Genomic DNA, 26750 nt, shown 5'->3' with positions numbered 1-26750 from the left:
CTGGTAGGCCTTGAACTCAGGCTGCAGCGCTTCCTTGAAGCAGATCGCCTTGGCAGCGATCACGTGTTCCAGCGGGCCACCCTGGGCGCCCGGGAATACCGCGGAGTTCAGTTTCTTCTCGATGTCGGCGTTGGCGCGAGCCAGGATCAGGCCGCCACGTGGACCGCGCAGGGTCTTGTGGGTGGTGGTGGTGACCACGTCGGCGAATGGAACCGGGTTCGGGTAGACGCCAGCGGCGACCAGACCGGCCACGTGAGCCATGTCGACGAACAAGTAGGCACCGACTTTGTCAGCGATTTCGCGGAAACGCGGGAAATCCAGAATCTGCGAGTAGGCAGAGAAACCGGCCACGATCATTTTCGGCTTGTGCTCAAGCGCCAGACGCTCGACTTCGTCGTAGTCGATCAGGCCGTTGGCGTCGATGCCGTATTGAACAGCGTTGTACAGCTTGCCGGAGGACGAAACGCTGGCACCGTGGGTCAGGTGACCGCCATGGGCCAGGCTCATGCCCAGGATGGTGTCGCCCGCTTGCAGCAGGGCCAGGTAAACGGCGCTGTTGGCTTGGGAGCCGGCGTGTGGCTGAACGTTGGCGTAATCGGCACCGAACAGTTCTTTGGCGCGGTCGATGGCCAGTTGCTCAACCACGTCGACGAACTCGCAACCACCGTAGTAGCGCTTGCCCGGGTAGCCTTCGGCGTATTTGTTGGTCAGTACCGAGCCTTGAGCTTCCATCACCGCTGGGCTGGTGTAGTTTTCCGAAGCGATCAGCTCGATGTGTTCTTCCTGGCGCTGAGCTTCTTGCTCCATGGCGGCAAAAAGGTCGGCGTCGTACTTGGCAATAGTCAAATCACGGCTGAACATGGCGGTCCTCAAGGATCGGGGCAGAAAAGGGGGGCATTCTAACCCAACCGCTTTTAGATGGCATATGAAAGGACATCATGTCGCAGACAAGTGGTGTTCATGGCGCAGGATTTTCGGTGTCTGGGCGGACGCCTTCGCGGGCAAGCCTCGCTCCTACAGACGTTGATATCCGTAGGAGCGAGGCTTGCCCGCGAAGGGGGCGCCCGCCTCACTACTAAATCAGTCAAACATGAACAGCGCATCATTGCTGAACTGCGCCTCAAACCGGTTCGCCGGCATCGGCCGCCCAAACAGATACCCCTGAACCTCATCGCAACCATGCTCACGCAGGAAGTCGAGTTGCTCATGGGTTTCCACGCCCTCGGCGATCACCGCCAGATTGAGGCTGTGGGCCATGGCGATGATCGCCCGGGCAATTTGCGCGTCCTGTTCACCCGAGGGCAGGCCATCGACGAAGGTACGGTCGATTTTCAGCACATCGATCGGGAATTGCTTGAGGTAGTTGAGCGATGAATAACCGGTGCCGAAGTCGTCGACCGCAATGCTCAGGCCGAGGTTTTTCAACCCGGCGAGGATCTGCATCGCCTCGCTGACTTCGCGCATCAGAATACTTTCAGTCAACTCCAGCTCCAGGCACGCCGGCGGCAGGCCGGTTTCCTTGAGGATGGTGGCGATCCGCGTGCCGAGCTGACCGTCGGAGAACTGCCGGGCCGAAATGTTCACCGAAACCTTCGGCACCCGCACTTTGGTTTGATGCCAGGTCTTGAGCTGACGGCAGGCCTCGCTGATCACCCAGTCGCCGACGTCCACCACCAGCCCGAGCTCTTCGAGCACCGGAATGAAATCCCCCGGCGGCACCAGGCCGCGGCGTGGGTGACGCCAGCGCAGCAGGGCTTCGGCACCGGTCAGGCGTTTGCCATCGCCGCTGAATTGCGGCTGGTAGTACAGGACGAATTCATTTTGCTCCAGGGCATGGCGCAAGTCGCTTTCCAGTTCCAGGCGCTCCAGGGCACTGGCGTTCATGTCGGCCTGATAGAACTGGAAGTTGTTTTTGCCACGCTCCTTGGCGTGGTACATCGCGGTGTCGGCGTTTTTCATCAACTGACTGAGTTCGCTGCCGTCTTGAGGGCTCAGCGCGATGCCGATGCTGGCGGTGACAAAGAACTCGCGGCCTTCCAGCACGAACGGTTTCACCAGGCTGGCGAGGATCTGTTCGGCCACATGAATCGCCCGGTTTAGTGCGATCTCCCGGTTGACCCGGGGCTGCAGCAGCAATGTGAACTCATCGCCACCCATGCGCGCCACGGTGTCGTCATCATCGACACAACCGAGCAGGCGCGTGGCCATTTCCTTGAGCATGCGATCACCGGCGGCATGGCCCAGGGAGTCATTGATCGGCTTGAACCGGTCAAGGTCGAGGAACATCAGCACCACCCAGGCCTTCTGCCGCTCAGCCGATTGCAGCGCGGTGTGCAGGCGATCCTGGAACAGTGTGCGGTTGGGCAGGTGGGTCAAGGCGTCGTAATAGGCCAGGCGATGAATCCGTTGCTCACTGGCCTTGCGCTCGCTGATGTCGCTGAAGAAACACACGTAGCTGGCCAGATCGCCTTCATCGTCGAGCACCGCGGTAATCCCGACCCAGGCCGGGTAATGCTCGCCGTTGCGCCGCTTGAGCCAGACTTCGCCTTCCCAGGTGCTGTGCTGATGCAATTGCTTAAGCACATAGCGCAGATGGGCTTCCTGCTGCTCATCGACGGTGAGCATGTTCGGCAACTGGTCGAGGACCTGGGCCACCGCATAGCCGCTGACGCGACTGAACGCTTCGTTGGCCTGGACGATGTAGCCCGCCGGGTCAGTGATCAGAATCGCCGAGGTTGAGTGCTCGAATACCGTGGCCGCCATCCGTAGGTCTTTTTCGGCCCGGCGTTGCTGGCTGATGTCGCGGCCGACCCCCAGCACACCTTCAAAGGCGCCGTGTTCGTCCCAGACCAGCACCAGACGCAACTCGATGGGAATCTTGCGCCCGTCGGCCCGCAGGCAGTCGAACAGAAACAGCTGGGTCTGCACCTGACTGCGCAGCAGCGCCAGTTGTTCGGGTTTATTCAGCGCTTTGCTGACCCGGTCCATCAGGCTGTAGATGCCGGTCAGTTGTTGCGGATTGGCGATGGTCGTTTGCCAGCCGTTCTGGAATATCCAGTCGGCGTCGAAACCCAGCACGGCTTGCACCGAGGGGCTGACGTAGTTGAGCGACATTTTGCTGTCGGTGGAGAAAATCACATCGCTGATGCTTTCGGCGAGCATCCGGTAACGCTGCTCGCTGTCGCGCAGGGACTCGCTGGCTTCAATCTGGTCGGTGATGTCTTTGGCCACGCCGATGATGCGCGTGACCTGATTGTGTTTGTCCCGCGCCAGGGCCTGTTCGCGAATGTCGAAACGCCGCCATTTGCCATCGCGATGGCGGAAGCGCAGCTGGCATTGCATCAGTTGGGTGTAACCCGCGTGCCGTTGGGACTGGCGTGATCGGTGGTAGTAATCGGCATCTTCGGGGTGCAGGAGGATTTCCCAGAAGTATTCGCCCATCTGGTGCAGTTCTGTGCGGTTGTAACCCAGCGTTTGCCCCAGGTGATGGTTGCTGAAGATCATCCGCTGGCTGATTACATCCTGCACATACAGATGATCCGGCACGGTGCGCACCACATCGGACCAGAACCCTTCACGCTCCAGCAGCGACAATTCGATGAGCTTGCGACTGGTGATGTCGCTGATGCTCAGGATCACCGCTTTATAGTCGGCCTGATCTTCCGGCAAGCGCAGCACCAGCCACAAATGCTGGTCGCGGCCATTGGCGTCCTGGAGTTTGATTTCCAGTTCAAGCTGTTTTTGCTGGTGCAGCACTGTTTCAAGTACTTGATTGCCGATGGCCGTACAGTCCGATGGGCAGCCGTCGATCAGCAGTTTCCAGGCCTGGTCGCAGGAATTGACGTTGAGCAATTGCAGGGCAACCTGGTTGACCTCGGTAATGCGTAATTCCTGCAGCAGTTGCTGACGTTGTTCCGGTGTCTGGAGCCAACTCTGCAACTGTTCACTGCTGTTGAGCTGAGCCTTGTCGAAGATACTGTTGAGCCCGGAGAGGTCCAGCACGCACAGGGCAACGCCGGTGCCTTCGAAAATGTCCTGATAACGTCGGCGGCCCTCATGCAACTGGCGTTGACGGCGACGAATGTTCAGCAGGGCGATGAACGGCAACAACGAAAAGGCCAGGCCCAGCAGGCATTTGCCGATGAACGCCGGCAGCAGTTGTTCGATCACCCGTTGCCGGTCGAACAGCCCACGCAATTGCCAATCGCTACTGCTCAGCGGAACGGTCAGCACACTGTTGGCCAGCTCGTCGGCTGTCAGCCTGGCCGGCTTGGCCGAGGGCTGGGTGTCATCGCGGCTGATGATCTGATGATTGATACGGTTTTCCACCAGCCACAGGGGGCGGATGCCGGCATCGCCCTGTTTGGTCAGTGAGGAGAAAAACGTCGGTGTCAGGCGCAGGGCCCAATAACCGCGACTGCTGCCGCTGGCCTGATGCAGGAGCAGGTGCACCATCGAGCCGTCATCGGCATTGCTGAAATAATGGGCCTGGGCGCGGCTACGCTGAACCAGTTCGCCAAGGTAACTGGCGTCCTGGCTGTCGGCAGCGCTGTCGCTGAGGATTTTTCCGGAGGGACTGAGCAACGCCAGGCTGCGCAGATCGGGCAGCGATTGTTGCAGTTTGCGCAATAACGCCTGTTGTTCGTCGGCGCTTTGCGGTTGTTCGATGATCGGTAGCAGATTAAGGGCGATCTGCGCATTGAGCGCCATGTTAAGGCTGACTTGCGCAGCCAGGTCGGCGGAGTAGTCGATGGTGTACTGGCGCTGGTTTTTCTGGGTTTCGCGAAACTGATCCAGAAGCTGCCAGAACAGCAGTGCGAGCAGCAACAGCACGAGGGTTGCCAGCGCGCCTTTCAAGGTTCCGCGCAGGGGCGAGCCGGTCGCAGGATTGAGCGCGCTCACGGACGATGGCGGAGAGACATTAGACAAACTGTAATCCTGCGGTTTGGCTGGACTGACGCGACGTGCACTATAAGCCGGACGCCCGAAGGGCGGCTAGCATGCCTTGAGTTGTGGCGAAGTGCCAGTCCCCGCTCGGCTGGACTGCTTTCTATCAATAAGGTAGCTTTGCCGGTTACGCGGGAGCGTTCCAGCTCCCAAACAGCGCGCACGCCTTGATACCATCAAACGAACGACGCGCATGGCCTGGCCGGGCATTGCCTGCGCTCCAATCATTCATCAGTCACTGACCCAAGGTTCTCCATGGCTCAATACGTCTTCACCATGCATCGGCTGGGCAAAGTTGTTCCGCCGAAGCGGGAAATCCTGAAAAACATTTCGCTGTCGTTCTTTCCTGGCGCCAAGATCGGCGTACTCGGCCTCAACGGTTCGGGTAAATCCACGCTCCTGAAAATCATGGCGGGCGTCGATAAAGAGTTCGACGGTGAAGCCCGTCCGATGCCGGACCTGAACATTGGCTACCTGCCGCAAGAACCGATCCTGGATCCGACCAAGACCGTGCGTGAAGTGGTCGAGGAAGCGGTCAGCGTGATCAAGGACGCTCAGGCGCGCCTGGACGAGGTTTACGCGGCTTACGCTGAACCGGATGCAGACTTCGACAAACTGGCGGCAGAGCAGGCCAAGCTTGAAGCCATCCTGCAAGCCAGCGACGGTCACAACCTGGATCGCCAACTGGAAGTCGCCGCCGATGCGCTGCGCCTGCCTGCATGGGATGCCAAGGTCGAATTCCTGTCCGGTGGTGAAAAACGTCGCGTGGCCCTGTGCCGTTTGCTGCTGTCTGCGCCGGACATGCTGCTGCTCGACGAACCGACCAACCACCTGGACGCCGATTCCGTCGCCTGGCTGGAGCACTTCCTGCACGATTTCCCGGGTACCGTGGTTGCGATCACGCACGACCGTTACTTCCTGGACAACGTCGCTGGCTGGATCCTCGAGCTCGACCGTGGCGCCGGTATCCCGTACGAGGGCAACTATTCGGGCTGGCTCGAAGCCAAATCCGATCGTCTGGCGGCCGAATCCAAGCAGCAATCGGCTCACGAAAAGGCCATGAAGGAAGAGCTGGAGTGGGTGCGCAAAGGCGCCAAGGCCCGTCAATCCAAATCCAAGGCGCGTCTGCAACGCTTCGAAGAAATGCAATCGCAGGAATTCCAGAAGCGCAGCGAAACCAACGAGATCTACATCCCGGCCGGTCCGCGCCTGGGCGACAAGGTCATCGAGTTCAAGAACGTTTCCAAGGGTTACGGCGATCGCGTGTTGATCGACAACCTGTCGTTCTCCATGCCTAAAGGCGCCATTGTTGGCGTGATCGGCGGTAACGGTGCCGGTAAATCGACCCTGTTCCGTATGTTGATGGGCAAGGAAACGCCGGACTCGGGCACCATCGAAGTCGGCGAAACCGTGCAACTGGCGTGTGTTGACCAGAGCCGTGAAGACCTGGATGGCAGCAAGACTGTGTTCCAGCAGATCTCCGACGGTTCCGATCAGATTCGCATCGGCAACTACGAGATCCCGTCGCGCACCTACGTCGGTCGTTTCAACTTCAAGGGTGGCGATCAGCAGAAGTTCGTCAAAGACCTGTCCGGCGGTGAGCGTGGTCGCTTGCACCTGGCCCTGACTCTGAAAGAGGGCGGCAACGTCCTGCTGCTCGACGAACCGTCCAACGACCTCGACGTTGAAACCCTGCGTTCCCTGGAAGAAGCCTTGCTCGACTTCCCGGGCGCCGCCATTGTGATCTCTCACGATCGGTGGTTCCTGGACCGCGTCGCGACTCACATCCTGGCGTATGAAGACGACTCGCAAGCGGTGTTCTTCGAAGGCAACTACACCGAATACGAAGCCGATCGCAAGAAGCGCCTCGGCGAAGCGGCTTCCCAGCCGCACCGTGTACGGCACAAGAAACTGGCCTGATACAGACTGTGTGAAAACGCACTGATGGTGGTTCCAGCAAACGCCCCGACTTGTCCGGGGCGTTTGCTTTTGTGCTCACAGCAGACGAAAAAAGCTTTTCAGCCCATCAACGCCATCAACTGACGTGCGCCAAGCACGTTAATCGCTCTTTTCAGGTTATAGGCGTTCACCGCCAGGGCCATTTCAGCCCTCGTGCCCTCAAGCTGTCGCAGCAAGAAGCGAGCGTTACCAAATAACCACTGTTTAAGATTGCCGAAGGGATGCTCGACGATGGATCTTCGGCTGACCATCATTTCGGGATGCGCCTGCATTCGCTGTTCCATTCGCTCAAATGCCTTTTCGTGCAGGTGGCGTGAGATATATCGGCGTTGGGCGTCGGTGCATTGCGCTTTTAACGGGCAGCTTGAGCAGTCGCTGACCGCCGCTTGGTAGATCCGGCCTTTCTTGCTGATCTGTTTAAAGATCAGCCATTTTCCGGCAGGGCATTTATATCGATCTTGCGACGTATCGTAGGCAAATGCTGTTCGATCGAAAAATGCCTGTTCCTTACCGCAGGAGTTGAGTGATCGCGCCACAGGTACATAAGCCGTGATGTTCTCATCCTCACATGCCTGGAACTGCTTGCCATTGGAGTAGCCCGCATCCGCGGTGACCGTTAGTTCATCCTGCGAAAGTTGTTCCTTGGCGGCTTTGGCCATCGGTTCAAGTTGCTTGCGATCATCGCTGTCCTGAGTCACTTCATGATGCACGATCATGCAGTTCTCAGCGTCCACAGCTGTCTGCACGTTGTACCCGACCCGAGGTCCTTTGTGCGTTCGCAACATTCGCGCATCGCTTTCGTGGGTATTGAATTGCTCAAGCTCCATGGATTCCATCAGCGCCTGGCACGTCAGGTTATTGGAATGCCTGACCTCAAGTTGCGCCAAAGTCGTCTTGATCGCACTGCGGTCAATCTTCTCGCCGGCTTCGGTTTTATCTGCCTCGTCCAGCTCGGCCAAATAGTGGGCGATGCGCTTCTCCAGCTTCTTTTCTTGATGTTGGAGCCGCTTCAAATTCATATGACGCCGTGAAGAGGCGACCGCCTGAAATTTGCTGCCATCAATGGCCACCAACTCGCCGGTTATCAGCCCCGCTGTGCGGCAAAACTGCACGAAGGCCCGGCACGTCGCGATGAAAGCGGCTTTGTTGTCTTTACGGAAATCAGCGATGGTCTTGAAATCAGGCTTGAGTCGATTGATCAGCCATATCACTTCGACGTTGCGCTGGCACTCGGCTTCGAGCCGACGTGATGAGCGAATCCGCTGGAAATAGCCGTAGAGGTAGAGTTTGAGCTGATCCGCTGGATCGTAAGAGGGACGGCCGGTGCTTTTGGGAAGTGCTTTATCAAAGCCCAGTCGGGCCAGATCCAGCTTGGCAACGTAAAGGTCGATAACGCGAACGAGGTGATCCTCGGGGATCAACTCTTCCAGCGAGACCGGAAACAGACTGGTCTGGCTGCGGGACTGTCCCTGGATGTAGGCCATAACGAAAAATGCTCCGTATCTTTCGATACGGAGCACTACGCAGATTGCTAGGTTTCCACACAGTCTGTGATAGGCCGGTTATATGAAAAACGGAGCCTTCGGGCTCCGTTTTTTTGTGCGCCTAATATGGGCTCAATCTTGCGGGTAAAAGTCCAGTCGTCAGCTGACCACCGCTAACGAAATGAAGCACCTCTGCACGAGGGCGTGTGGATAGGAGGCGATGGATACGGCGCTGACGCAGGACGATTCAACTCAATCAGTGGAAGCGGGGAACGACGGCTAATTACCCTCCCAACCACGACCATACTTTTTAATGTTTTCATCGCGCATTGCAATGCTCGATGATGGGGTAGTTGTTGCGTTCAGCGTTGCAAAGTCCGTTATATAATGACGGGACCATAGTCTGGGCCCGACCTCAAGTCCCGGTCTGAAAGATCCCATTTGGAAGTGGCTGCGTTAAAAATAAATGAATAAACGTGGTGGTCAGAAAGCCATCTTTCGCCCCCAGGTACGCCCCCGAGCTTGGCCTGAGGTGAAATGTTAATATTTTTATCCACAAAGGACCCACTTTCAGCGTGTTGCGTGACAATTCTGACGGTTGCGCCATCTGGGGCAGTAGCAGGAAAGTTGAATGGGCCACATCTCATTGTGTACACCAACATGATGTATTGTTCGGGGGCGCTGCCTGAGATATTAAATCCGCTATCTACTTGGTTTCCAAATGTTGAGGCCATGATGAGTCATCCTTATTGAAAATTATAATATTTCGGTGTTTTTTAAGAGTGTCGTTTTCAGGTTGGTGCATTTAGAAATTAGCTTTCATTGTTTGCTTTAGAAACTGGTAGATTTAACAGTTCGCTATACTCGTTAGCTATATTAAATGTGCTTTTAGCAACGAGTGCCTGTGTTGCGTCGGTGGGCGCGTACTGGTTGGTCTCGCCAGGCTTGGTAGGGTGAATGCTTTTGATCGATATGCTCCTTTTAGGAGCAGAAAATCTCCTTTTGTCTGCTTTTTTATATCTAGCGCGCCATTTAAATTCAAAAAAGGCGACATTTTGCCCTGTCGCGGTGTGACATGAATTGCTAAGGTCCGGCTCAATTTCCTTTAAAAACAATCAATTTGCCGAGACTTTTTCAGGATCGAATCCGTTGAATCTTTCCTCGCCTGCCTCAGAAAACGCGACCCCGACCAGCCGGAATTCCACCAAACCGTAGAAGAAGTCCTACGCAGCCTGTGGCCGTTTCTTGAAGCCAACCCCCACTACTTGACCTCGGGCATTCTGGAGCGGATCTGCGAGCCGGAACGCGCGATTACCTTCCGGGTGTCGTGGGTGGATGATCAAGGCAAAGTGCAGGTCAATCGCGGTTTCCGTATCCAGATGAACAGCGCGATCGGTCCCTACAAGGGCGGGCTGCGTTTCCATCCTTCGGTGAACCTCGGGGTGTTGAAGTTCCTCGCCTCCGAACAGACGTTCAAAAACTCGCTAACGTCGCTGCCCATGGGCGGAGGCAAGGGTGGTTCGGACTTCGATCCCAAGGGCAAGAGCGACGCTGAATCATGCGCTTCTGCCAGGCCTTCATGAGCGAGTTGTACCGTCACATCGGCGCGGACGTTGACGTGCCAGCCGGTGATATCGGCGTCGGTGCCCGCGAAATCGGTTTCCTGTTCGGGCAATACAAGCGCCTGAGCAACCAGTTCACCAGCGTGCTGACCGGCAAGGGCCCCAGCTATGGCGGCAGCCTGATTCGTCCAGAAGCCACTGGTTTTGGCTGTGTGTACTTCGCCGAGGAAATGCTCAAGCGCAGCGGTGACACCGTCGAAGGCAAGCGCGTGGCGATCTCGGGCTCCGGTAACGTCGCGCAATATGCGGCGCGCAAGGTCATGGATTTGGGGGGCGTAGTGGTTTCGCTGTCCGACTCCGAAGGCACGCTCTACCGCGAAAGCGGTTTGACCGAAGAGCAATGGCTGGCAGTCTGGAGCTGAAAAATGTCCAGCGCGGACGCATCAGTGGACTGGCTGGCCGTTTTGGTCTGGAGTTCCTGCCGGGCCATCACCCGTGGGCGCTGAGCTGCGATATCGCGCTGCCATGCGCGACACAAAACGAACTGGACGCCGAGGCGGCGCGTACGTTGCTACGCAACGGCTGTATCTGTGTGGCGGAAGGGGCAAACATGCCGACCACCCTGGAGGCCGTGGACCTGTTTATCGAAGCGGGGATTTTGTTCGCGCCGGGCAAGGCTTCCAACGCGGGTGGTGTGGCGGTGAGCGGGCTGGAGATGTCGCAGAATGCCATGCGCCTGCTGTGGACCGGTGGTGAAGTTGACAACAAGCTCCACGCGATCATGCAGTCGATTCACCATGCTTGCGTGCATTACGGTGAAGAGAACGGCCGGATCCACTATGTCAAAGGCGCGAACATCGCCGGCTTCGTCAAAGTCGCCGACGCCATGCTCGCCCAAGGCGTGGTTTAAGCCGGTTCGATGCGGATGATTTTGATCAACTGATCACCGGCCGGTCGCTGCCAGAGCACTTCGTCGTTCAGCTGTGCGCCGAGCAGCGCCCGCCCCAGTGGTGAGCTCCAGTTGATCAGGCCTTTGGCGGCATTGGCCTGATCTTCGCCAACCAGTTGCACGCGTTGCTGATGATCGTGTTCGTCGGCAAAGGTCACCCAGTTGCCGATCTGCACTTTGTCGGTCGAGGAGGCCTGGGTGACCAGCTGCGCACTTTGCAGGCGATGCTTGAAATAGCGCCAGTCGCGATCGAGGTCGGCCTGGCGCTGCTTGTCGGCCAGGTCACCTTTGGCGCTTTCCTGATCCAGCAGCTTTTGCAGCTCGGCCACTTTTGCCTGAAGCTGGGCCAGGCCCGCTGGCGTGACGTAATTGGGCTGCGCACTGACCTGCCGTTCAACTGGCAGGTCGGCTTGCGCGGCGGCGTTATCTTCATTGACGAAGGCGCGACTCATGCTTTTCTCCCATTAATAGGGTTTGGGCCATGGTCGCAGGCTTTAAGTTTCAACGAATGTCTGTAAACGACTTATGGCGAGCGATAGGCTTGCGCGGCGTCCCGGTTTTTCTCTTGTTGCCCGGCCCGTTTCGCGCTCGACCGTTCAACGGCCTATAAGGAAAGTCTAGAAGCGGATTTGTCGGCTGGGAGTGAAAGAGGTCAAAAGATCAATAGTGATACCACTTCACTTCAAGCATCACTTCGTTTTCGGGTGAGGCGATGTGGCTGAATTCGCGTTGGGCGCTCAGGCGCACGCCCAGATTGCGCGACAGTTCCCATTGCTGATTCAGGCTCATGCTGCGGCGCACTTCGCCATTGGTGAAGTAATCACCCTTGGCTTCCAGGCTGAAATTGCCCAGCGGGTTTTTCCACAGCAGGCCGCTGTTGAAACCCGCCGCCGGAGCGATGAAACCCGCGAAGTCGTTGTTATGCTCCACACGCACCGTGCCCAAGGCGAAACCGAGCATGTCGTCACCCAGTTGCCAGGTTCCGCCGCCACCGCCGTTGACATGGCTGACCAGGGTTTCGTCATCATGCTTGCCCGGTACGCGCTCCAGGCCGCCGGTGACTTGCCACGACAGCGGCTGCAACAACTCATTGCGCGGCGTCAGCGAGCGGATGGTCGCCAGGTCCAGTTGCTGCAACTGCCAGTCATTGCCTTCGTATTGACGCAGCTTCATCTGCAGAATTTCGATCTGCGCACCATGGGGGAAGCTTTCCATGTTGTCATTGAGGTCGTGATAGGCCATGCGCAGGCCATATTCGCCGAAGGCCTTGTCGCCTCGAGTGCCGATGCCGGCCTGCCAGGTGCGGGATTGGTGACCGTCCTCGGGCAAGCCGGGTTGCGGGATTTGCAGTTCCGGAGGCGGGTTTCGATTGATTGCGCGCAGCAATTCGAAACTGCGTTGGGCTCGTTGCGGGTCGCGTTCCTGACCATTGGCGCGATAACGCTCCAGACGATAAGCCGCATCGATGATCAATGCCTGACGGGCGCGAGGTAGAGCCTTGAATGCCGGAGTCTGCAATTGCTTCTGGTCGGCGCTGACGTTCAACACCCATTCCTGTTCTTCAACAGTTAATGGCTCGGCACGGCTCAGCAGTTCACGCTCGCGGGAGGGGCGATATTCGATCGATTGCACCAGCCCGGCTTCTTTTACCGCTTTGACCGTGTCGGTGGGGATAGCGGTCAACGGGAATTGCTCGGTCAGATTCAGGTTCGGTCGTGCCACTTGCAGCAGCTCAAGCAGGCGGTAAGAGCAGTTTTCGTCGAAGAAAAAGTAGTCGAACTGGATCTGCTTGAGTTCCCAGACGTGTTCGACCATGCGCTCGGTTTCCTGCTGCGTCAGGTTCAGGCGGTATTCCCACAGGTCGCGGTTCTCGAGGCTACGGTATTCCGAAAGCTTTTCCTGGTATGGCACCAGCGCAAACAGCCCGGGATAACCGCCCATCAGGCCTTTCCAGGCATACAGAATGCTGTTGTCCGAACCTTCGATGTAGGCGCCGAAGTTGATCGCATAACTGAGTAGCGAGGTCTTGTCGCTCTGCACATTGGCCTGATCGATGCGCAGCAAGGTGTGGCCAAACATCGACGATGGACTGTTCAGGTAGGCCGCCGGGAAAATCATTACCGCGCTGTGGGGCGCAACATCCTTGAACCATTGCTTGAACTCGGCGCAGTCCGGCGATGGCAGATCCGCCAGCTCAAGTTGCGCCTTGAGCCAGCGGGTGCGGGCCGGGTAAACGCATTGGGCATGCTGCTCACCGGCGCTGGCCGGGGCATACAGTGCCTGCACGGTCGCCGTCAGTTCACGGTCGGGGTGTTCGTTGCCATCGGGGGCGAGAAAGAACTTCTTGTCGCTGATATAGCTGCGCCAGCCAGCACCGAGCTTGGCGGTTTCGTAATGACCCAGGGAAATCCAGAAGGGGTCATTGGCCAGTTGCTGCAAACGTTGATTGTCGATAAGTGGCGCGGCGGACAGCGGGGCGCAGACACAGAGCGCCAGCCAGGCAAGGCGTTTGAGCATAGTGGGCAACTTAAGCCGAAAGAAACAAAGACCCGGAGGGGCAGGCCAAAAGGGTCAGGTTCAAAAAATAAAACCCGCTCCCCAACGAGAGCGGGCCGGTCGAGCTTAAGCTTGAGTGGCGTACTTGGCCAGACGTGGGTCGCTTTTCAGCACGGCCAAGGTGTTGGTATGCACGTCATCAGCGGTCACGTCAGCATTGCTGAAGATCTGCTGGAAGTGCTGATGAGTCACGGCGGCGAAGTGCGCACGATCTTCCGGCGCCACGCCCAGTACCACGGCGTAAGTGGTCAGCGCTTCGCCCTGACCTTTAGCCATGTCTTCGGACAGCTCGTTCATCATGCCATTCATGGCAATCCAGGATTTGCCGCCATAGGTCAGCGCCGAATTGGTCGAGCAACCATTGGTGCCGGAGGTCATGCCGAAGGTTGCGTTACCGGAAGTGCCGTTGGTGGTGGATGCCAGGAAGTGTGCCGGGGTGCCACGCTGACCTTCGAACAGCATGTTGCCCCAACCACAGTCCGGACCGCCTGGCGCCTGAGCCATGGCGTTGATGGATACAGCGGTGAAGAGAGTACCGAGAAGAATCCGTTTCATAGCTATGTTCTCTTTGTGTGCATACCAATGGACAAGGTGCTGGCCCCCTAATGGTGCCAGTGGGCCGGTTATCATCCAGCCGCGCAGTTTGGAGTTTAGGCAGGTTCGGCGGGTTCCGTTACTTTTTGCGAAACATTAGTTGAAAACACCGATTTTGAGCCTCCAGGGCGAAGGCGCAGGGATTGTCAGAGCTTTGGCTCGAGGCGCGCCTTGCCAGTGAGGTGCGGGCAGCGCCAGAATGCCGCTATCTGCCCCGCCTGATGTAAGGAAGCCCGATGCCTGATCCTGTTGCTGCCAGCTTGCGTTTAGCGCCTGAAGCGCTGACCCGTCCGTTTTCCGCTGAACAGTTCAGCTTCTCTACCACCAATGATCTGGAGCCCTTCCGCGGTGTGCTTGGCCAGGAACGTGCGGTCGAAGCCTTGCAGTTCGGTGTGGCCATGCCACGCCCCGGTTACAACGTATTCGTCATGGGCGAGCCCGGCACTGGCCGGTTTTCGTTCGTCAAACGCTACCTCAAGGCTGAAGGCAAACGCCTGCAGACCCCGGCGGATTGGGTTTACGTCAATAATTTCGATGAGCCGCGCGAGCCGCGTGCATTGGAATTGCCGTCTGGCACCGCCGGTGCCTTCATCGGCGACATCAACGGTTTGATCGACAACCTGTTGGCGACCTTTCCGGCTGTATTCGAACACCCGTCCTATCAGCAGAAGAAAAGCGCCATCGACCGCGCTTTCAATCAGCGTTATGACCGTGCCCTGGATGTGATCGAGCGTCTGGCGCTGGAGAAAGAGGTCGCGCTCTACCGCGACAGCAGCAACATCGCCTTCACCCCGATGAGCGAAGGCAAGGCACTGGATGAGGCGGAATTCGCCCAGTTGCCGGAAGCCGAGCGCGAACGTTTCCATGATGACATTGCCGGGCTGGAAGAGCGGTTGAACGAAGAACTCGCCAGCTTGCCGCAATGGAAGCGCGAGTCGAGCAATCAACTGCGTCAGCTCAACGAAGAAACCATCACCCTGGCCTTGCAGCCATTGCTGGCGCCACTGTCGGAAAAGTACGCGGAAAACGCAGGCGTTTGCGGTTACCTGCAAGCGATGCAGGTGTACCTGCTCAAGACGGTGGTCGAGCAACTGGTCGACGACAGCAAGACCGACGCCATCGCCCGCAAATTGCTCGAAGAGCAATACGCCCCAAGCCTGGTGGTCGGTCATCCGTTCAGCGGCGGCGCGCCGGTGGTGTTCGAACCGCACCCGACCTATGACAACCTGTTTGGCCGCATCGAATACAGCACCGATCAGGGCGCGCTCTACACCACCTATCGGCAGCTGCGACCGGGTGCGCTGCACCGGGCCAACGGCGGTTTCCTGATCCTCGAAGCGGAAAAAATGCTCAGTGAGCCGTTCGTCTGGGATGCGCTCAAGCGTGCCCTGCAATCGCGCAAGCTGAAAATGGAATCGCCGCTGGGTGAATTGGGCCGGCTGGCCACTGTGACGCTGACACCACAACACATTCCGTTGCAGGTCAAAGTCGTGATCATCGGCGCCCGGCAGTTGTATTACACGTTGCAAGATCTCGATCCGGACTTCCAGGAGATGTTCCGTGTCCTGGTGGATTTCGACGAAGACATCCCGATGGTCGACGAGAGCCTGGAGCAGTTCGCTCAGTTGCTCAAAACCCGTACATCCGAGGAAGGCATGGCGCCGCTGACCGCCGATGCGGTGGCGCGTCTGGCGACTTACAGCGCGCGTCTGGCCGAACACCAGGGGCGATTGTCGGCGCGGATCGGCGATTTGTTCCAACTGGTCAGCGAAGCGGATTTCATTCGCGACCTGGCGGGTGACAACATGACCGACGCCGGGCACATCGAGCGTGCGCTCAAGGCCAAGGCCACTCGCACCGGGCGCGTTTCAGCGCGGATTCTCGATGACATGCTGGCAGGGATCATCCTGATCGACACTGACGGCGCGGCTGTCGGCAAGTGCAACGGGCTGACGGTACTGGAAGTCGGCGATTCGGCTTTCGGGATACCGGCGCGGATTTCTGCCACGGTTTATCCAGGAGGCAGCGGCATCGTCGACATCGAGCGCGAGGTCAACCTTGGCCAGCCGATCCACTCCAAAGGCGTGATGATCCTGACCGGGTATCTGGGCAGCCGTTATGCCCAGGAATTCCCGCTGGCGATTTCCGCGAGCATCGCCCTGGAGCAATCTTACGGTTACGTCGACGGTGATAGCGCGTCTCTTGGCGAAGCGTGCACGCTGATCTCGGCCTTGTCGAAAACCCCGCTCAAGCAGTGTTTCGCAATTACCGGTTCGATCAATCAGTTCGGTGAAGTGCAGGCGGTGGGAGGGGTCAACGAAAAAATCGAAGGTTTCTTCCGGCTCTGCGAAGCCCGTGGTTTGACCGGTGAGCAAGGGGCAATCATTCCTCAGGCCAACGTCGCTACGCTGATGCTCGACGAGAAGGTGCTGGCGGCGGTGCGCGCTGGGCAGTTTCATGTCTATGCGGTGCGCCAGGCCGACGAGGCGCTGAGCCTGTTGGTCGGCGAGCCAGCCGGCGCGCCGGATGAGAATGGCGCATTCCCTGAAGGCAGCATCAACGCGCGGGTAGTGGAGCGCTTGCGGGTGATTGCGGAAATGATCAGTGAGGAAGACCTCAAGGAAGCCGAAAAGGAATTGGCGCAGGAAGCGATGCTGGAAATCAAACCGGCCTGAGTTGTCCGCCAAAAGTGGTAAGCTCCCTGTGGCGAGGGGGCTTGCCCCCGTTCGGCTGCGAGGCAGTCGTAAAATCGATTGATACGGTCTTTCTGATAAACCGCTTCACGCTTTCCGGGCCGCTTGCCGGCCCAACGGCGGTAAGTCCGCTTGCCATAATTCTGGCGTCAATATTTGCGCAGTGACCACTCGGCACCTTCTGATGCCGGTTCGCGTGCGAGCCAGACTTTTCTTCTATTATCTGCTCAAGGATATCGACAGTAATCACTGGATCGAGACAGCCTTCCCGTGGAGGCTGAATACCGGATCTACCGAGGGTCGCCGCCATGTCGCGCAACCTCTGTCTCACCCGTCAATGCCTGGGCCTTGTGACCCGTATCGAATGCGCTATCCGCCCGCTGGCGGGAGATACGGGGATGTGGACCTTGCTCTTCGCCGCCGGCATGGCCGGCGAGCAGCCTTCTGCCATCAAGGCCCAAGGCCCGTTTCGTGGGCCGGTCGTGGCGGAATCGATCCTCGACACCATCGTTGAAAGCCTGACTCTGCATGGTTACGAGCTCGCCGATGATCCGCAAATCTGGTGCCTGCATTTGCAAGCCCAGTTGCGAGAGATCAATGGAGGCCGTTACCGCAACCTTAGCGGACCCGAGTTTCGGCCTGATCACTGAACAGGCTATTGCCCAGGGTTGCCTGGCTCAGCCTTCTCGAGTTTGACCTCAAACCCATATTGCACGGTGGTGAGGTTGGTTCGCTGATAAGTTTCCAGACGTGTGGGCTGGCCATAGAAGTAATGCACTGAAAATAACGCCGGGCCTTGCGCGCTCGCGTCGTGGCTGACTGACAGAATTTCTTTCAGATAATTGCCGCTGTCGTCTTTGGCAAAAAAACGCCAGTCCTGAGCGGGAAACAGTTTCAAATCCACCACCAACGCATTCCCTTTGAGCACCAGGCCTTTGGGTAACTGGCGGGCGTCGTATGTTTGCGGGTCGATGGTCGCCAGAAAGTGCGGCATGGAACCCACGGCATAGGCCGGTGTTTGTGCAAAAAGGGTCAGATCATAGGTGATGACGCCGCGTATCGGATCGACCTGATACGCCTGCGGCGGCAGCTCGATCGGCCCATCGCGCTGGCCCTTGCGGTCTTGGGTAAAGAACGTCACCGGGCTTTCGCCGGGATTGAAAGAGGTGCCGAGCAGTTCGTCATTGAAGCTTCTGGGGTGATTGAATTCGATGCGCGCGGCACTTGGGTCATCGACCGACTGACTGATGCTGATGCTTTTTTTCAGTTGCTCCTCGCTCAACGTTGCGCCCTTGAGCCAGGTCGCAGCCTGGTCGTCATACACCACCACTGGCAAGGTCAGCGGCTGAATGGTTTTTTTCGTGGTGTGCGGGTCGAAGCGGCGTATTGGCAGGTCCAGTTCCTTGCGGGTTACCGCGACCGCCGAGAAGTCCAGCAAGGTGGCTTCGACGGTGTCGATCGGGCCGTTGAAGTAGACCTTGGTGTAATGCCGGGTTTGTTGTTGTTCAAACGCACGCTGTTCGTCATCGAGCTGTTTTTCGAACGCTTCGCTCCAGGCCTTCTGCTGTTGCATCTGCGCCAGTTGTTGTTGATAAAACGCAATTTGCGCGGCGGTTTCGTTGATCGCACCTGAGCGAGAGAGGTATTGCCCGGTGACATCCCTGGCCTGAACGATCAGTGGGTTGAGTGAGATGTCGCGTAACTCGGGAGCCAACGGCGCGCTGTTGCTGAATTCGATCTCAGCGTAGTTCTGGGTCAGTTTCAGCAGGGTGACACTCAGATTGTCGTGAGTGCGAGACTGGCCAATGTCCTTCTTCGTCAGGTAGAAGCTGTAGAGCCGGCGCGGGGCGATGACTTCCACCTTGCCTTGCAGGCTCACCGGTTGTGGCTGGCTCTTCTTGTCCGCCGTCAGGTCTTCAATGAAGGGGTAGGTCACCGTCAAATCATCGGGCTGGTTCAGGTTGGAGCTCGACGGGCTCAGCTGAATGCCGGGATCGGTTTCCGACCATTCGGGCTGGAACGGGATAACGCGCTTGTTGCTCAGGGTTACCGATTGCCATTCCAGGCCGTGAGGAAAAAAGAACATGCCCGGAATGTTGAAGTTGAAGGGGAATACCGGTTGCAAGTCGATCAGGTAATCCGAGCTGGTCTCCTTGTGCAGCACGAACAGGCCGTTGATGTAGGTGTCGACCAGCGCCTGGGGCACGGGATAGTGCTTGAGCACGGCGAGGGCGTCTTCGCCGTATTCGGTGAGCGCTGGTTTGGTATCGAGCTTGAGTTGCGCGCGCTCGAGTAACAATAGGGAGCCGCCTAACTCGGCCACGGCATTCTTGAGTTTGGGGTCCTCGATCATCTCCAGGGATTGTTCGAACTGTACGATCTTTTCTTCGAGGCTGACCTGGCGTTTCTCATCGCTGGGAGAGCAGCCGCCGAGCAATAATGCGAAGCAAAGTCCGGCACTCGTTAACGGCAATCGCCCATCCATTTCCAGTCTTCCTGTCCGATGTCGCTGACCTGTCAATCATCTGGACACTAGCAGAAAAAATTTGTCACACACACGCAGGTTACGGATTTTTCGGCGGTTTCTGGGTGTAACAGGTGGCTGTTATACTCGCCGCCATTTCCAGCCGCTTGTGTGAGATTCAATGGAACGCTTTATCGAAAATGCAATGTACGCCTCCCGCTGGTTACTGGCGCCGATCTATTTCGGTTTGTCCCTGGGCTTGCTGGCATTGGCACTGAAATTCTTCCAGGAAGTCTTCCACGTCATCCCTAACGTATTCTCGATGGCCGAATCGGATCTGATTCTGGTACTGCTGTCGCTGATCGACATGGCGCTGGTGGGCGGCTTGCTGGTGATGGTGATGATTTCCGGTTACGAGAATTTCGTGTCTCAGCTGGATATCGACGACAGCAAGGAAAAGCTCAACTGGCTAGGCACCATGGATTCGTCCTCGTTAAAGATGAAGGTTGCGGCGTCCATCGTGGCGATTTCGTCGATTCACCTGCTACGGATCTTCATGGACGCCAAGAACGTCGATCCCGAGCATTTGAAGTGGTACGTGGTCATTCACATGACGTTCGTGGTGTCGGCGTTCGCCATGGGCTATCTGGACAAGCTGACCAAGCACTGATCTGCACATCCTTTGCAGGAGCGAGGCTTGCCCGCGAAGAGGCCGTGTCAGTCGACAGAAGTGTTGCCTGTTACGCCGCCTACGCGGGCAAACCTCGCTCCTGCAAAGGGGGGGGAAACAGACGGGCGGTGTTGTTTGTAGCTTGTGCTTTGGCGCGTCGAGGCATATCCATGTAGAAATACTGGCTCGTCACTGCGTGAGGTGCGCTTATGACTTTGCAAGAATTGAATGCATATGCCGTCGCCGGAAAGGTTGATGAGCTGAACCTGATCTCGATGGAAGGCGTGTTCTACGTGCTGGAGGCCCGGGTGCATGGCGCGTCGCATCGATTGCTCGATGCCCACGGGCAAACATTGCAGCTGCGCTCGGTCGAGCATGCACGTGATGTACTTCACGCCTTTCCCAAGTTGTCGTTCAACGTTGTGCATACCTCGGTCCATGACGAAATGTGCGGTGCCAGCACCGAGGAAAGCCTGAAAGTACCGATCACCTTCCGTTCCGTGTGACAGCGCTGATGCCGTTCATCAATGTGACGGCATCTGTGCTAGTCTGCTCGCCCTTTTTTATGAAGGGCTCTTCTGAAAGTGCTGTAAGAATATTTACCTTTCAGGCGTGCCCCACAGCGGAGCAGTGTCATGTCCGAAGTAAATCTGTCCACCGACGAAACCCGCGTCAGCTACGGCATCGGCCGTCAGTTGGGCGACCAGCTGCGTGACAATCCGCCGCCGGGCGTCAGCCTGGACGCGATCCTGGCTGGCCTGACCGACGCGTTCGGCGGCAAGCCAAGCCGTGTGGGTCAGGAAGAAATGTCCGCCAGCTTCAAGGTGATCCGCGAAATCATGCAAGCCGAAGCTGCAGCCAAGGCTGAAGCCGCTGCTGGCGAAGGCCTGGCTTTCCTGGCAGAAAACGCCAAGCGCGAAGGCATCACCACGCTGGCTTCCGGCCTGCAATTCGAAGTGCTGACCCAAGGTGAAGGCGCCAAGCCAACCCGTGAAGATCAAGTGCGCACTCATTACCATGGCACGCTGATCGACGGCACCGTGTTCGACAGCTCTTACGATCGTGGCCAGCCTGCAGAATTCCCGGTGGGCGGCGTCATCGCTGGCTGGACCGAAGCCCTGCAACTGATGAACGCCGGCAGCAAATGGCGCCTGTACGTGCCGAGCGAACTGGCTTACGGCGCTCAAGGCGTTGGCAGCATTCCGCCGCATAGCGTATTGGTATTCGACGTCGAACTGCTCGACGTTCTGTAACGCCCGGCCTGTCGTTATGACGGGCTAATGTGGGAGCGAGCCTGCTCGCGATGCAGTCAACCCGGTTTTTCTGTGAAACCGAGGTGATGCCATCGCGAGCAGGCTCGCTCCCACAGTTTTTTGCGTTGTCTCATAGTTCGATCTTATGGTTCAGATCGCTGGTCGGGCGCAACGCCCGGGCATAGCAGAACAGAAACAGGTTACGCACCAGTTCCTTGAGCACCACCGGCTCGCTGGAACTCAGGCCGTTGACGTCCAGATCCCCCTGATCCTGCAGCTCGTTCAACGCTTCTTCTTCAAGCACCGCACAGACTTCCCCGGTTTCCCGATGCAGGATTCTGAGATAGGGATGTGGGCGGTCCAGCCAGGCATCGATCAAATAAGTCATGAGTCTCATCTCCATTGACAGGGTTCAATGAGAATAATTCTTATTCGTCAAATAGCAAGGGCCTATTGGCGGTTTGTGTTTTTTTCTGCGGGGAAATGGTTGGGCTGTCAAAGCGACTGGACTTTGGTGACCCGCGCGGGAAATACTTGGTGATGGGGGAGGGGAAAGCACCATCCCACGCTAAGCGCGGGATGGAATACGGCAGATTCAGACTTTTCTGACAAACTCGGATTTGAGTTTCATCGGACCGATGCCATCGATCTTGCAGTCGATGTCGTGGTCGCCATCGCAAAGACGGATGTTCTTGACCTTAGTGCCGACCTTGACCACCAACGACGTGCCTTTGACCTTGAGATCCTTGATCACGGTGATGGTATCGCCGTCCTGCAGCACATTGCCGACCGAATCCTTTTTTACAGTGTCATCGGAAGCCACTTCAGCTTCGCCGCTGGCGGACCACTCGTGGGCGCACTCCGGGCAGATCAGCAGTGCGCCGTCTTCATAGGTGTATTCGGAATTGCATTTCGGGCAGGGTGGCAAAGTGCTCACTAAAGCTCCTTGGGTTCAGGATGGCTAAAAAGCGCACATTATATAGGGTTTATACGGGGAGGGGGCGACACATGATTTGTAGGAGCGAGGCTTGCCCGCGAAGGCGGCGTAACAGACAACACTTATGTCGACTGACACGGCCTCTTCGCGGGTAAGCCTCGTTCCTACAGGGCGCAGATTAATGCGTGCGGGCGACCGCAAACTCACTGAGCTCGACCAGCGCATCGCGGTATTCGCTGGCGGGCAGGGCGTCCAGGCATTTGATCGCCCGGGCCACGTAATCGCGGGCCAGTTGAGCGGTGTAATCCAGCGAGCCGGACGCTTCAACAGCTTCACGAATGCGTTCCAGATCTTCGATACCACCTTTCTGAATCGCCTGGCGAACCAGTGCAGCCTGCTCCGCAGTGCCTTCGCGCATGGTGTAGATCAGCGGCAGCGTCGGTTTCCCTTCGGCCAGATCGTCACCGACGTTCTTGCCCAGGGTTTCGGCATCGCCGCGGTAATCCAGCAGGTCGTCGACCAATTGGAACGCCACCCCAAGGTGATCGCCAAAGGTGCGCAATGCTTCGCTCTGTTCCGGCGTGGCGCCGGCCAGGGCGGCGGCGCTGTGGGTCGAGGCTTCGAAGAGCATCGCGGTTTTGCCGCGAATGACTTCCATGTAGGTTTCTTCGGTAGTGCTGGCGTCGCGGACCTTCGACAGCTGCAGCACTTCGCCCTCGGCGATAATTCGCGTGGCTTGGGAAAGGATCTTCATGACCGGCATGGAGCCCAGTTCGACCATCATTTCGAAAGAGCGCGAATACAGGAAGTCGCCCACCAGCACGCTTGGCGCATTGCCCCACATGGCGTTGGCGGTCGAGCGGCCACGGCGCATGCCGGACATATCGACAACGTCGTCATGCAGCAGGGTGGCGGTATGCAGGAACTCGATGGTCGCGGCCAACAGGCGCAGGTCATCGCCTTCGCGGCCCAGTGCCTTGCCACACAGCAGTACCAGCAACGGGCGCAGGCGTTTCCCGCCAGCCGAGGTAATGTAATCGCCGATTTTCGATACCAGCGGCACTCGGGAAGTCAGCTGTTTCTTGATGATGCCGTCGACGGCGCTAAAATCGTCCGCCACCGCGCGGTAAAAAGCTTGGGGTTGCATCAGCGACAGTTGCTCCAGAAGGGTTGCGCGGCATGCTAGGACCCACGTCGGCGGGTGTCAAGGCACGATAGACAGCCACTTGCAACGCTCAAGCAGCTTGCGTACAATCGCGCACCCTGAACTTCCTGGGCAGCACCTGCCTTACGCAATTGCAAACAGGCCTTCCAGCCTTATGCAGCCATGCCAGCCAATACCTCTTCTTATAAAGAGCTGGGTGAGCAGGATTATCGGAGAAATACCATGTCTTATGCAGTAATCGTTACTGGTGGCAAGCAGTACAAAGTTGCTCCAGGTGAATACCTGAAGATCGAAAAACTGGAAATCGCTACCGGCGAATCCGTTACTTTTGATCGCGTTCTGTTGGTTGCCAATGGCGACGACGTGAATATCGGCGCTCCAGTTGTTCCTGGCGCTACCGTTGTGGCTGAAGTGATCTCCCAAGGTCGTCACGATAAAGTCCGCATCATCAAGTTCCGTCGTCGTAAGCACCACATGAAGCGTATGGGCCACCGCCAGTGGTACACCGAGATCAAAATCACCGGTATTCAGGCTTAATTTCAGCCTAATTCCTCACTAGGAGAATTGAACTCATGGCACACAAAAAAGCTGGTGGTAGTACCCGTAACGGTCGCGACTCAGAAGCCAAACGCCTTGGCGTGAAGATGTATGGCGGCCAGGTTATCATTCCGGGCAACATCATCGTGCGTCAGCGCGGCACCCAATTCCACGCTGGCTACGGCGTTGGCATGGGCAAGGATCACACTCTGTTCGCTAAAATCGACGGCGTGATCAAGTTCGAAGTAAAGGGCGCCTTCGGTCGTCGTTACGTAAGCATTGTTCCGAAGACTGACGTCGTCGCGGCATAATTACGTAGTTGCTGGAAAAGCCCTGTCTTGCGACGGGGCTTTTTCGTTTGTGGGGTGAGTCTCTTGCAAAGCTGTTTGTGATGGGCTCCAGCGCTGGATTTGCGGTCGTTGTTGAGGTCGCTGCGCTCATTTTTGCAAGAGTCTTATGTCTGGTTTTTTTCGGCTCGTCCGTATGGCGAGAGGCGTTTTGTTATGAAGTTTGTTGATGAAGTATCGATTCGAGTAAAGGCCGGGGACGGCGGCAACGGTTGCATGAGTTTCCGTCGCGAAAAATTCATTGAAAACGGCGGCCCGAACGGTGGTGACGGTGGTGATGGTGGCTCGGTCTACATGGTTGCCGACGAAAACCTCAACACCCTGGTGGATTACCGTTACACCCGACACTTCGACGCCGAGCGCGGTTCCAACGGCGGCAGCACTGACTGCACCGGCAAGAAAGGTGAAGACCTGGTGCTGCGCGTTCCGGTCGGCACTACGGTCATCGATTCCGCGACTCAGGAAGTCATTGGCGACCTGACCAAGGCCGGCCAGCGTCTGCTGGTGGCTCATGGTGGCTGGCACGGTCTGGGTAACACGCGTTTCAAATCCAGTACCAATCGGGCGCCGCGCCAGACCACGCCGGGCAAGCCGGGTGAGCAGCGCGACCTGAAGCTGGAAATGAAGGTGTTGGCGGACGTCGGTCTGCTCGGTTTGCCGAATGCGGGCAAAAGTACCTTTATTCGCTCGGTATCGGCCGCCAAGCCGAAAGTCGCCGACTACCCGTTCACCACGTTGGTGCCGAACCTGGGTGTGGTCAGCGTCGATCGCTGGAAGAGCTTTGTGGTGGCGGACATTCCTGGTCTGATCGAAGGTGCTTCCGAGGGCGCGGGCCTGGGGATTCGTTTCCTCAAGCACTTGTCCCGTACCCGTCTGCTGCTGCACCTCGTCGACATGGCGCCGCTGGATGACACCAGTGCTGCGGATGCTGCTGAAGTGATCGTCAGCGAGCTGACCAAGTTCAGTCCGTCCCTGGCTGAGCGTGATCGCTGGCTGGTACTGAACAAGTGCGACCAGATCCTTGAAGAAGAGCACGACGCTCGCGTCAAGGAAATCGTTGATCGTCTGGAGTGGACCGGTCCGGTCTACGTGATCTCCGCAATTGCCAAGCAAGGCACCGAGCGTCTTTGCCATGACATCATGCGTTACCTGGAAGATCGTGCCGATCGCCTGGCTAACGACCCGGCCTACAAGGAAGAGCTGGCCGAGCTCGATCAGCGCATCGAAGACGAGGCGCGCGCCCAGTTGCAGGCGTTGGACGATCAGCGTGCCCTGCGTCGCAGTGGTGTGAAGTCGGTCCATGATATCGGTGACGACGATTGGGACGAAGAAGATGTGGAAGACGAAGACGGTCCGGAAATCATTTACGTGCGTGACTGATCCGTTGCGATAAACTTGAACGCCGCTCACTGGAGCGGCGTTTTAGTATCTGGAAATCAGTAGTCACGAATAACGTCATGGGCAGCGCTGGGTCGTGCTGTCCTCAAGCTAAGGTTGAAGATGATGCGGAGCAAGGTGACAGGTGCGCAGCGTTGGGTCGTGAAGATCGGCAGCGCTTTGCTGACGGCGGACGGCAAAGGCCTGGATCGCGCGGCAATGAGTGTCTGGGTCGAACAGATGGTTGCCCTGCATGAGGCGGGTGTCGAGCTGGTGCTGGTGTCCTCCGGGGCGGTAGCGGCGGGTATGAGCCGTCTGGGCTGGACGGTGCGACCCAGTGCAATGCATGAGTTGCAGGCTGCTGCCGCCATCGGTCAGATGGGGTTGGTGCAGGCTTGGGAGTCCAGCTTCGCCGAGCATGGCCGGCATACCGCGCAGATTCTCCTGACGCACGACGATTTGTCTGATCGCAAACGCTACCTGAATGCTCGCAGTACGTTGCGCGCGCTGGTCGAGCTCAAGGTGATCCCGGTGATCAACGAGAACGATACCGTGGTCACGGACGAAATCCGTTTCGGCGACAACGATACTCTCGCGGCGCTGGTGGCGAACCTGGTCGAAGCCGATTTGCTGGTGATCCTCACCGATCGCGACGGCATGTTCGATGCCGATCCGCGCAACAATCCCGATGCCAAGCTGATTTACGAGGCGCGTGCCGATGATCCGGCGCTGGATGCGGTGGCTGGCAGCACGGGCGGTGCGCTGGGCCGTGGCGGTATGCAGACCAAGTTGCGTGCTGCGCGTCTGGCGGCGCGTTCCGGTGCGCACACCATCATCGTCGGCGGGCGCATTGATCGCGTGCTGGATCGTCTCAAAGCAGGTGAGCGCATCGGCACCTTGCTGTCGCCAGAGCGCGGCATGCTGGCGGCGCGCAAGCAATGGCTGGCCGGGCATCTGCAAACCCGCGGCACGCTGGTGCTGGATGCGGGTGCGGTGACGGCGTTGTCCCAAGGCAACAAAAGTTTGCTGCCGGTGGGCGTCAAACTGGTCCAGGGCAGTTTCCGTCGTGGCGAAATGGTGGTCTGTGTGGCGCCGGACGGTCGTGAAATCGCCCGTGGCCTGGCTAACTACAGTGCTCTGGAGGCACAAAAAATCATCGGTCAGTCGTCTGAGGCGATTGTCGGTTTGTTGGGTTACATGGCGGAGCCCGAGCTGGTTCATCGCGATAACCTGATTCTGGTCTGAAGGAATACCTG

The 26750-nt window shown here is 57.8% G+C and carries 20 protein-coding genes and 1 pseudogene; 11 read left to right on the top strand and 10 right to left on the bottom strand.

Annotated features, from left to right (window positions below; genetic code table 11):
- A partial coding sequence (gene glyA / locus BZL43_RS10970) for a serine hydroxymethyltransferase (RefSeq protein WP_095632326.1) occupies positions 1-861 on the bottom strand: 861 nt, incomplete at its 3' end.
- Positions 862-1080: 219 nt separating this feature from the next.
- Complete coding sequence (locus BZL43_RS10965) at positions 1081-4929, bottom strand: bifunctional diguanylate cyclase/phosphodiesterase (protein ID WP_095632325.1); 3849 nt, start codon at positions 4927-4929, stop codon at positions 1081-1083.
- A 273-nt stretch (positions 4930-5202) separates the two neighbouring features.
- On the opposite strand from BZL43_RS10965, the gene ettA reads away from it, so the two are divergent.
- Positions 5203-6867 carry an energy-dependent translational throttle protein EttA gene (ettA, locus tag BZL43_RS10960; protein ID WP_095632324.1) on the top strand — a complete coding sequence of 555 codons (1665 nt, stop codon included), beginning with the start codon at positions 5203-5205 and terminating at the stop codon, positions 6865-6867.
- Between the two features lie 98 nt (positions 6868-6965).
- Here the strand turns inward: ettA and BZL43_RS10955 are convergent, their stop codons facing one another.
- Positions 6966-8390 (bottom strand): IS1182 family transposase, encoded by a 1425-nt coding sequence (locus BZL43_RS10955; protein ID WP_168185085.1) that lies wholly within the window; start codon positions 8388-8390, stop codon positions 6966-6968.
- 1139 nt (positions 8391-9529) lie between these two features.
- Here BZL43_RS10955 and gdhA point away from each other — a divergent pair.
- Positions 9530-10862: pseudogene (gene gdhA, locus BZL43_RS10950) on the top strand (NADP-specific glutamate dehydrogenase).
- Here the strand turns inward: gdhA and BZL43_RS10945 are convergent.
- From BZL43_RS10945 to BZL43_RS10935, 3 genes are all read right to left on the bottom strand, one after another.
- Positions 10859-11353 carry a GreA/GreB family elongation factor gene (locus BZL43_RS10945; RefSeq protein WP_095632322.1) on the bottom strand — a complete coding sequence of 165 codons (495 nt, stop codon included), beginning with the start codon at positions 11351-11353 and terminating at the stop codon, positions 10859-10861. The pseudogene gdhA and the gene BZL43_RS10945 overlap by 4 nt on opposite strands.
- A 208-nt stretch (positions 11354-11561) precedes the next feature.
- Positions 11562-13418: a DUF4105 domain-containing protein gene (locus BZL43_RS10940; RefSeq protein WP_095632321.1), complete on the bottom strand. Its 1857-nt coding sequence runs from the start codon at positions 13416-13418 to the stop codon at positions 11562-11564.
- A gap of 105 nt (positions 13419-13523) precedes the next feature.
- The gene (locus BZL43_RS10935; protein ID WP_095632320.1) at positions 13524-14012 is read right to left on the bottom strand and encodes a DUF3015 domain-containing protein; all 489 of its coding nucleotides are present in this window, start codon (positions 14010-14012) and stop codon (positions 13524-13526) included.
- A gap of 275 nt (positions 14013-14287) precedes the next feature.
- On the opposite strand from BZL43_RS10935, the gene BZL43_RS10930 reads away from it, so the two are divergent.
- Together BZL43_RS10930 and BZL43_RS10920 are read left to right on the top strand one after the other, a co-directional pair.
- The gene (locus BZL43_RS10930; protein ID WP_095632319.1) at positions 14288-16726 is read left to right on the top strand and encodes a Lon protease family protein; all 2439 of its coding nucleotides are present in this window, start codon (positions 14288-14290) and stop codon (positions 16724-16726) included.
- Between the two features lie 326 nt (positions 16727-17052).
- Positions 17053-17394, top strand: a complete 342-nt coding sequence (locus tag BZL43_RS10920; RefSeq protein WP_095632317.1) for a hypothetical protein — start codon at positions 17053-17055, stop codon at positions 17392-17394.
- Positions 17395-17399: 5 nt separating this feature from the next.
- Here BZL43_RS10920 and BZL43_RS10915 read toward each other — a convergent pair whose 3' ends face one another.
- Entirely contained in the window at positions 17400-19229 is a 1830-nt protein-coding gene (locus BZL43_RS10915; protein WP_095632316.1) for a hypothetical protein, read from the bottom strand.
- A gap of 160 nt (positions 19230-19389) precedes the next feature.
- Between BZL43_RS10915 and BZL43_RS10910 the strand changes: the two genes are divergently transcribed.
- The 3 genes from BZL43_RS10910 to BZL43_RS10900 all read left to right on the top strand — a co-directional run bounded on the left by BZL43_RS10910 (position 19390) and on the right by BZL43_RS10900 (position 21131).
- Positions 19390-19878 carry a TIGR00645 family protein gene (locus BZL43_RS10910; RefSeq protein WP_007901849.1) on the top strand — a complete coding sequence of 163 codons (489 nt, stop codon included), beginning with the start codon at positions 19390-19392 and terminating at the stop codon, positions 19876-19878.
- Positions 19879-20087: 209 nt separating this feature from the next.
- Entirely contained in the window at positions 20088-20384 is a 297-nt protein-coding gene (locus BZL43_RS10905; protein ID WP_095632315.1) for a DUF6482 family protein, read from the top strand.
- A 129-nt stretch (positions 20385-20513) separates the two neighbouring features.
- On the top strand, positions 20514-21131 hold the full coding sequence (locus BZL43_RS10900; RefSeq protein ID WP_095632314.1) for an FKBP-type peptidyl-prolyl cis-trans isomerase: 618 nt from the start codon (positions 20514-20516) through the stop codon (positions 21129-21131).
- Between the two features lie 130 nt (positions 21132-21261).
- Here the strand turns inward: BZL43_RS10900 and BZL43_RS10895 are convergent, their stop codons facing one another.
- The 3 genes from BZL43_RS10895 to BZL43_RS10885 all read right to left on the bottom strand — a co-directional run bounded on the left by BZL43_RS10895 (position 21262) and on the right by BZL43_RS10885 (position 23215).
- Positions 21262-21519: a hypothetical protein gene (locus tag BZL43_RS10895; RefSeq protein WP_095632313.1), complete on the bottom strand. Its 258-nt coding sequence runs from the start codon at positions 21517-21519 to the stop codon at positions 21262-21264.
- 207 nt (positions 21520-21726) lie between these two features.
- On the bottom strand, positions 21727-22068 hold the full coding sequence (locus BZL43_RS10890; RefSeq protein ID WP_095632312.1) for a zinc ribbon domain-containing protein YjdM: 342 nt from the start codon (positions 22066-22068) through the stop codon (positions 21727-21729).
- 178 nt (positions 22069-22246) lie between these two features.
- A complete protein-coding gene (locus BZL43_RS10885) occupies positions 22247-23215 on the bottom strand; it encodes a polyprenyl synthetase family protein (RefSeq protein WP_095632311.1) in 969 nt (322 codons plus the stop codon).
- Between the two features lie 240 nt (positions 23216-23455).
- Between BZL43_RS10885 and rplU the strand changes: the two genes are divergently transcribed.
- The 4 genes from rplU (at position 23456) to proB (ending at position 26739) form a co-directional block, all read left to right on the top strand.
- On the top strand, positions 23456-23770 hold the full coding sequence (rplU, locus tag BZL43_RS10880; protein ID WP_007901869.1) for a 50S ribosomal protein L21: 315 nt from the start codon (positions 23456-23458) through the stop codon (positions 23768-23770).
- Between the two features lie 35 nt (positions 23771-23805).
- Positions 23806-24081 carry a 50S ribosomal protein L27 gene (rpmA, locus tag BZL43_RS10875; RefSeq protein WP_007901871.1) on the top strand — a complete coding sequence of 92 codons (276 nt, stop codon included), beginning with the start codon at positions 23806-23808 and terminating at the stop codon, positions 24079-24081.
- 192 nt (positions 24082-24273) lie between these two features.
- On the top strand, positions 24274-25497 hold the full coding sequence (gene cgtA / locus BZL43_RS10870; protein ID WP_095632310.1) for an Obg family GTPase CgtA: 1224 nt from the start codon (positions 24274-24276) through the stop codon (positions 25495-25497).
- Positions 25498-25620: 123 nt separating this feature from the next.
- Positions 25621-26739, top strand: coding sequence for a glutamate 5-kinase (gene proB, locus BZL43_RS10865; RefSeq protein WP_095632309.1), 1119 nt, complete (start codon positions 25621-25623; stop codon positions 26737-26739).
- Positions 26740-26750: the final 11 nt, after the last annotated feature.

The sequence above is a fragment of the Pseudomonas sp. PICF141 genome (assembly GCF_002286815.1).
GTDB lineage: Bacteria > Pseudomonadota > Gammaproteobacteria > Pseudomonadales > Pseudomonadaceae > Aquipseudomonas.
This window is presented reverse-complemented; position numbering and strand designations above follow the sequence as displayed.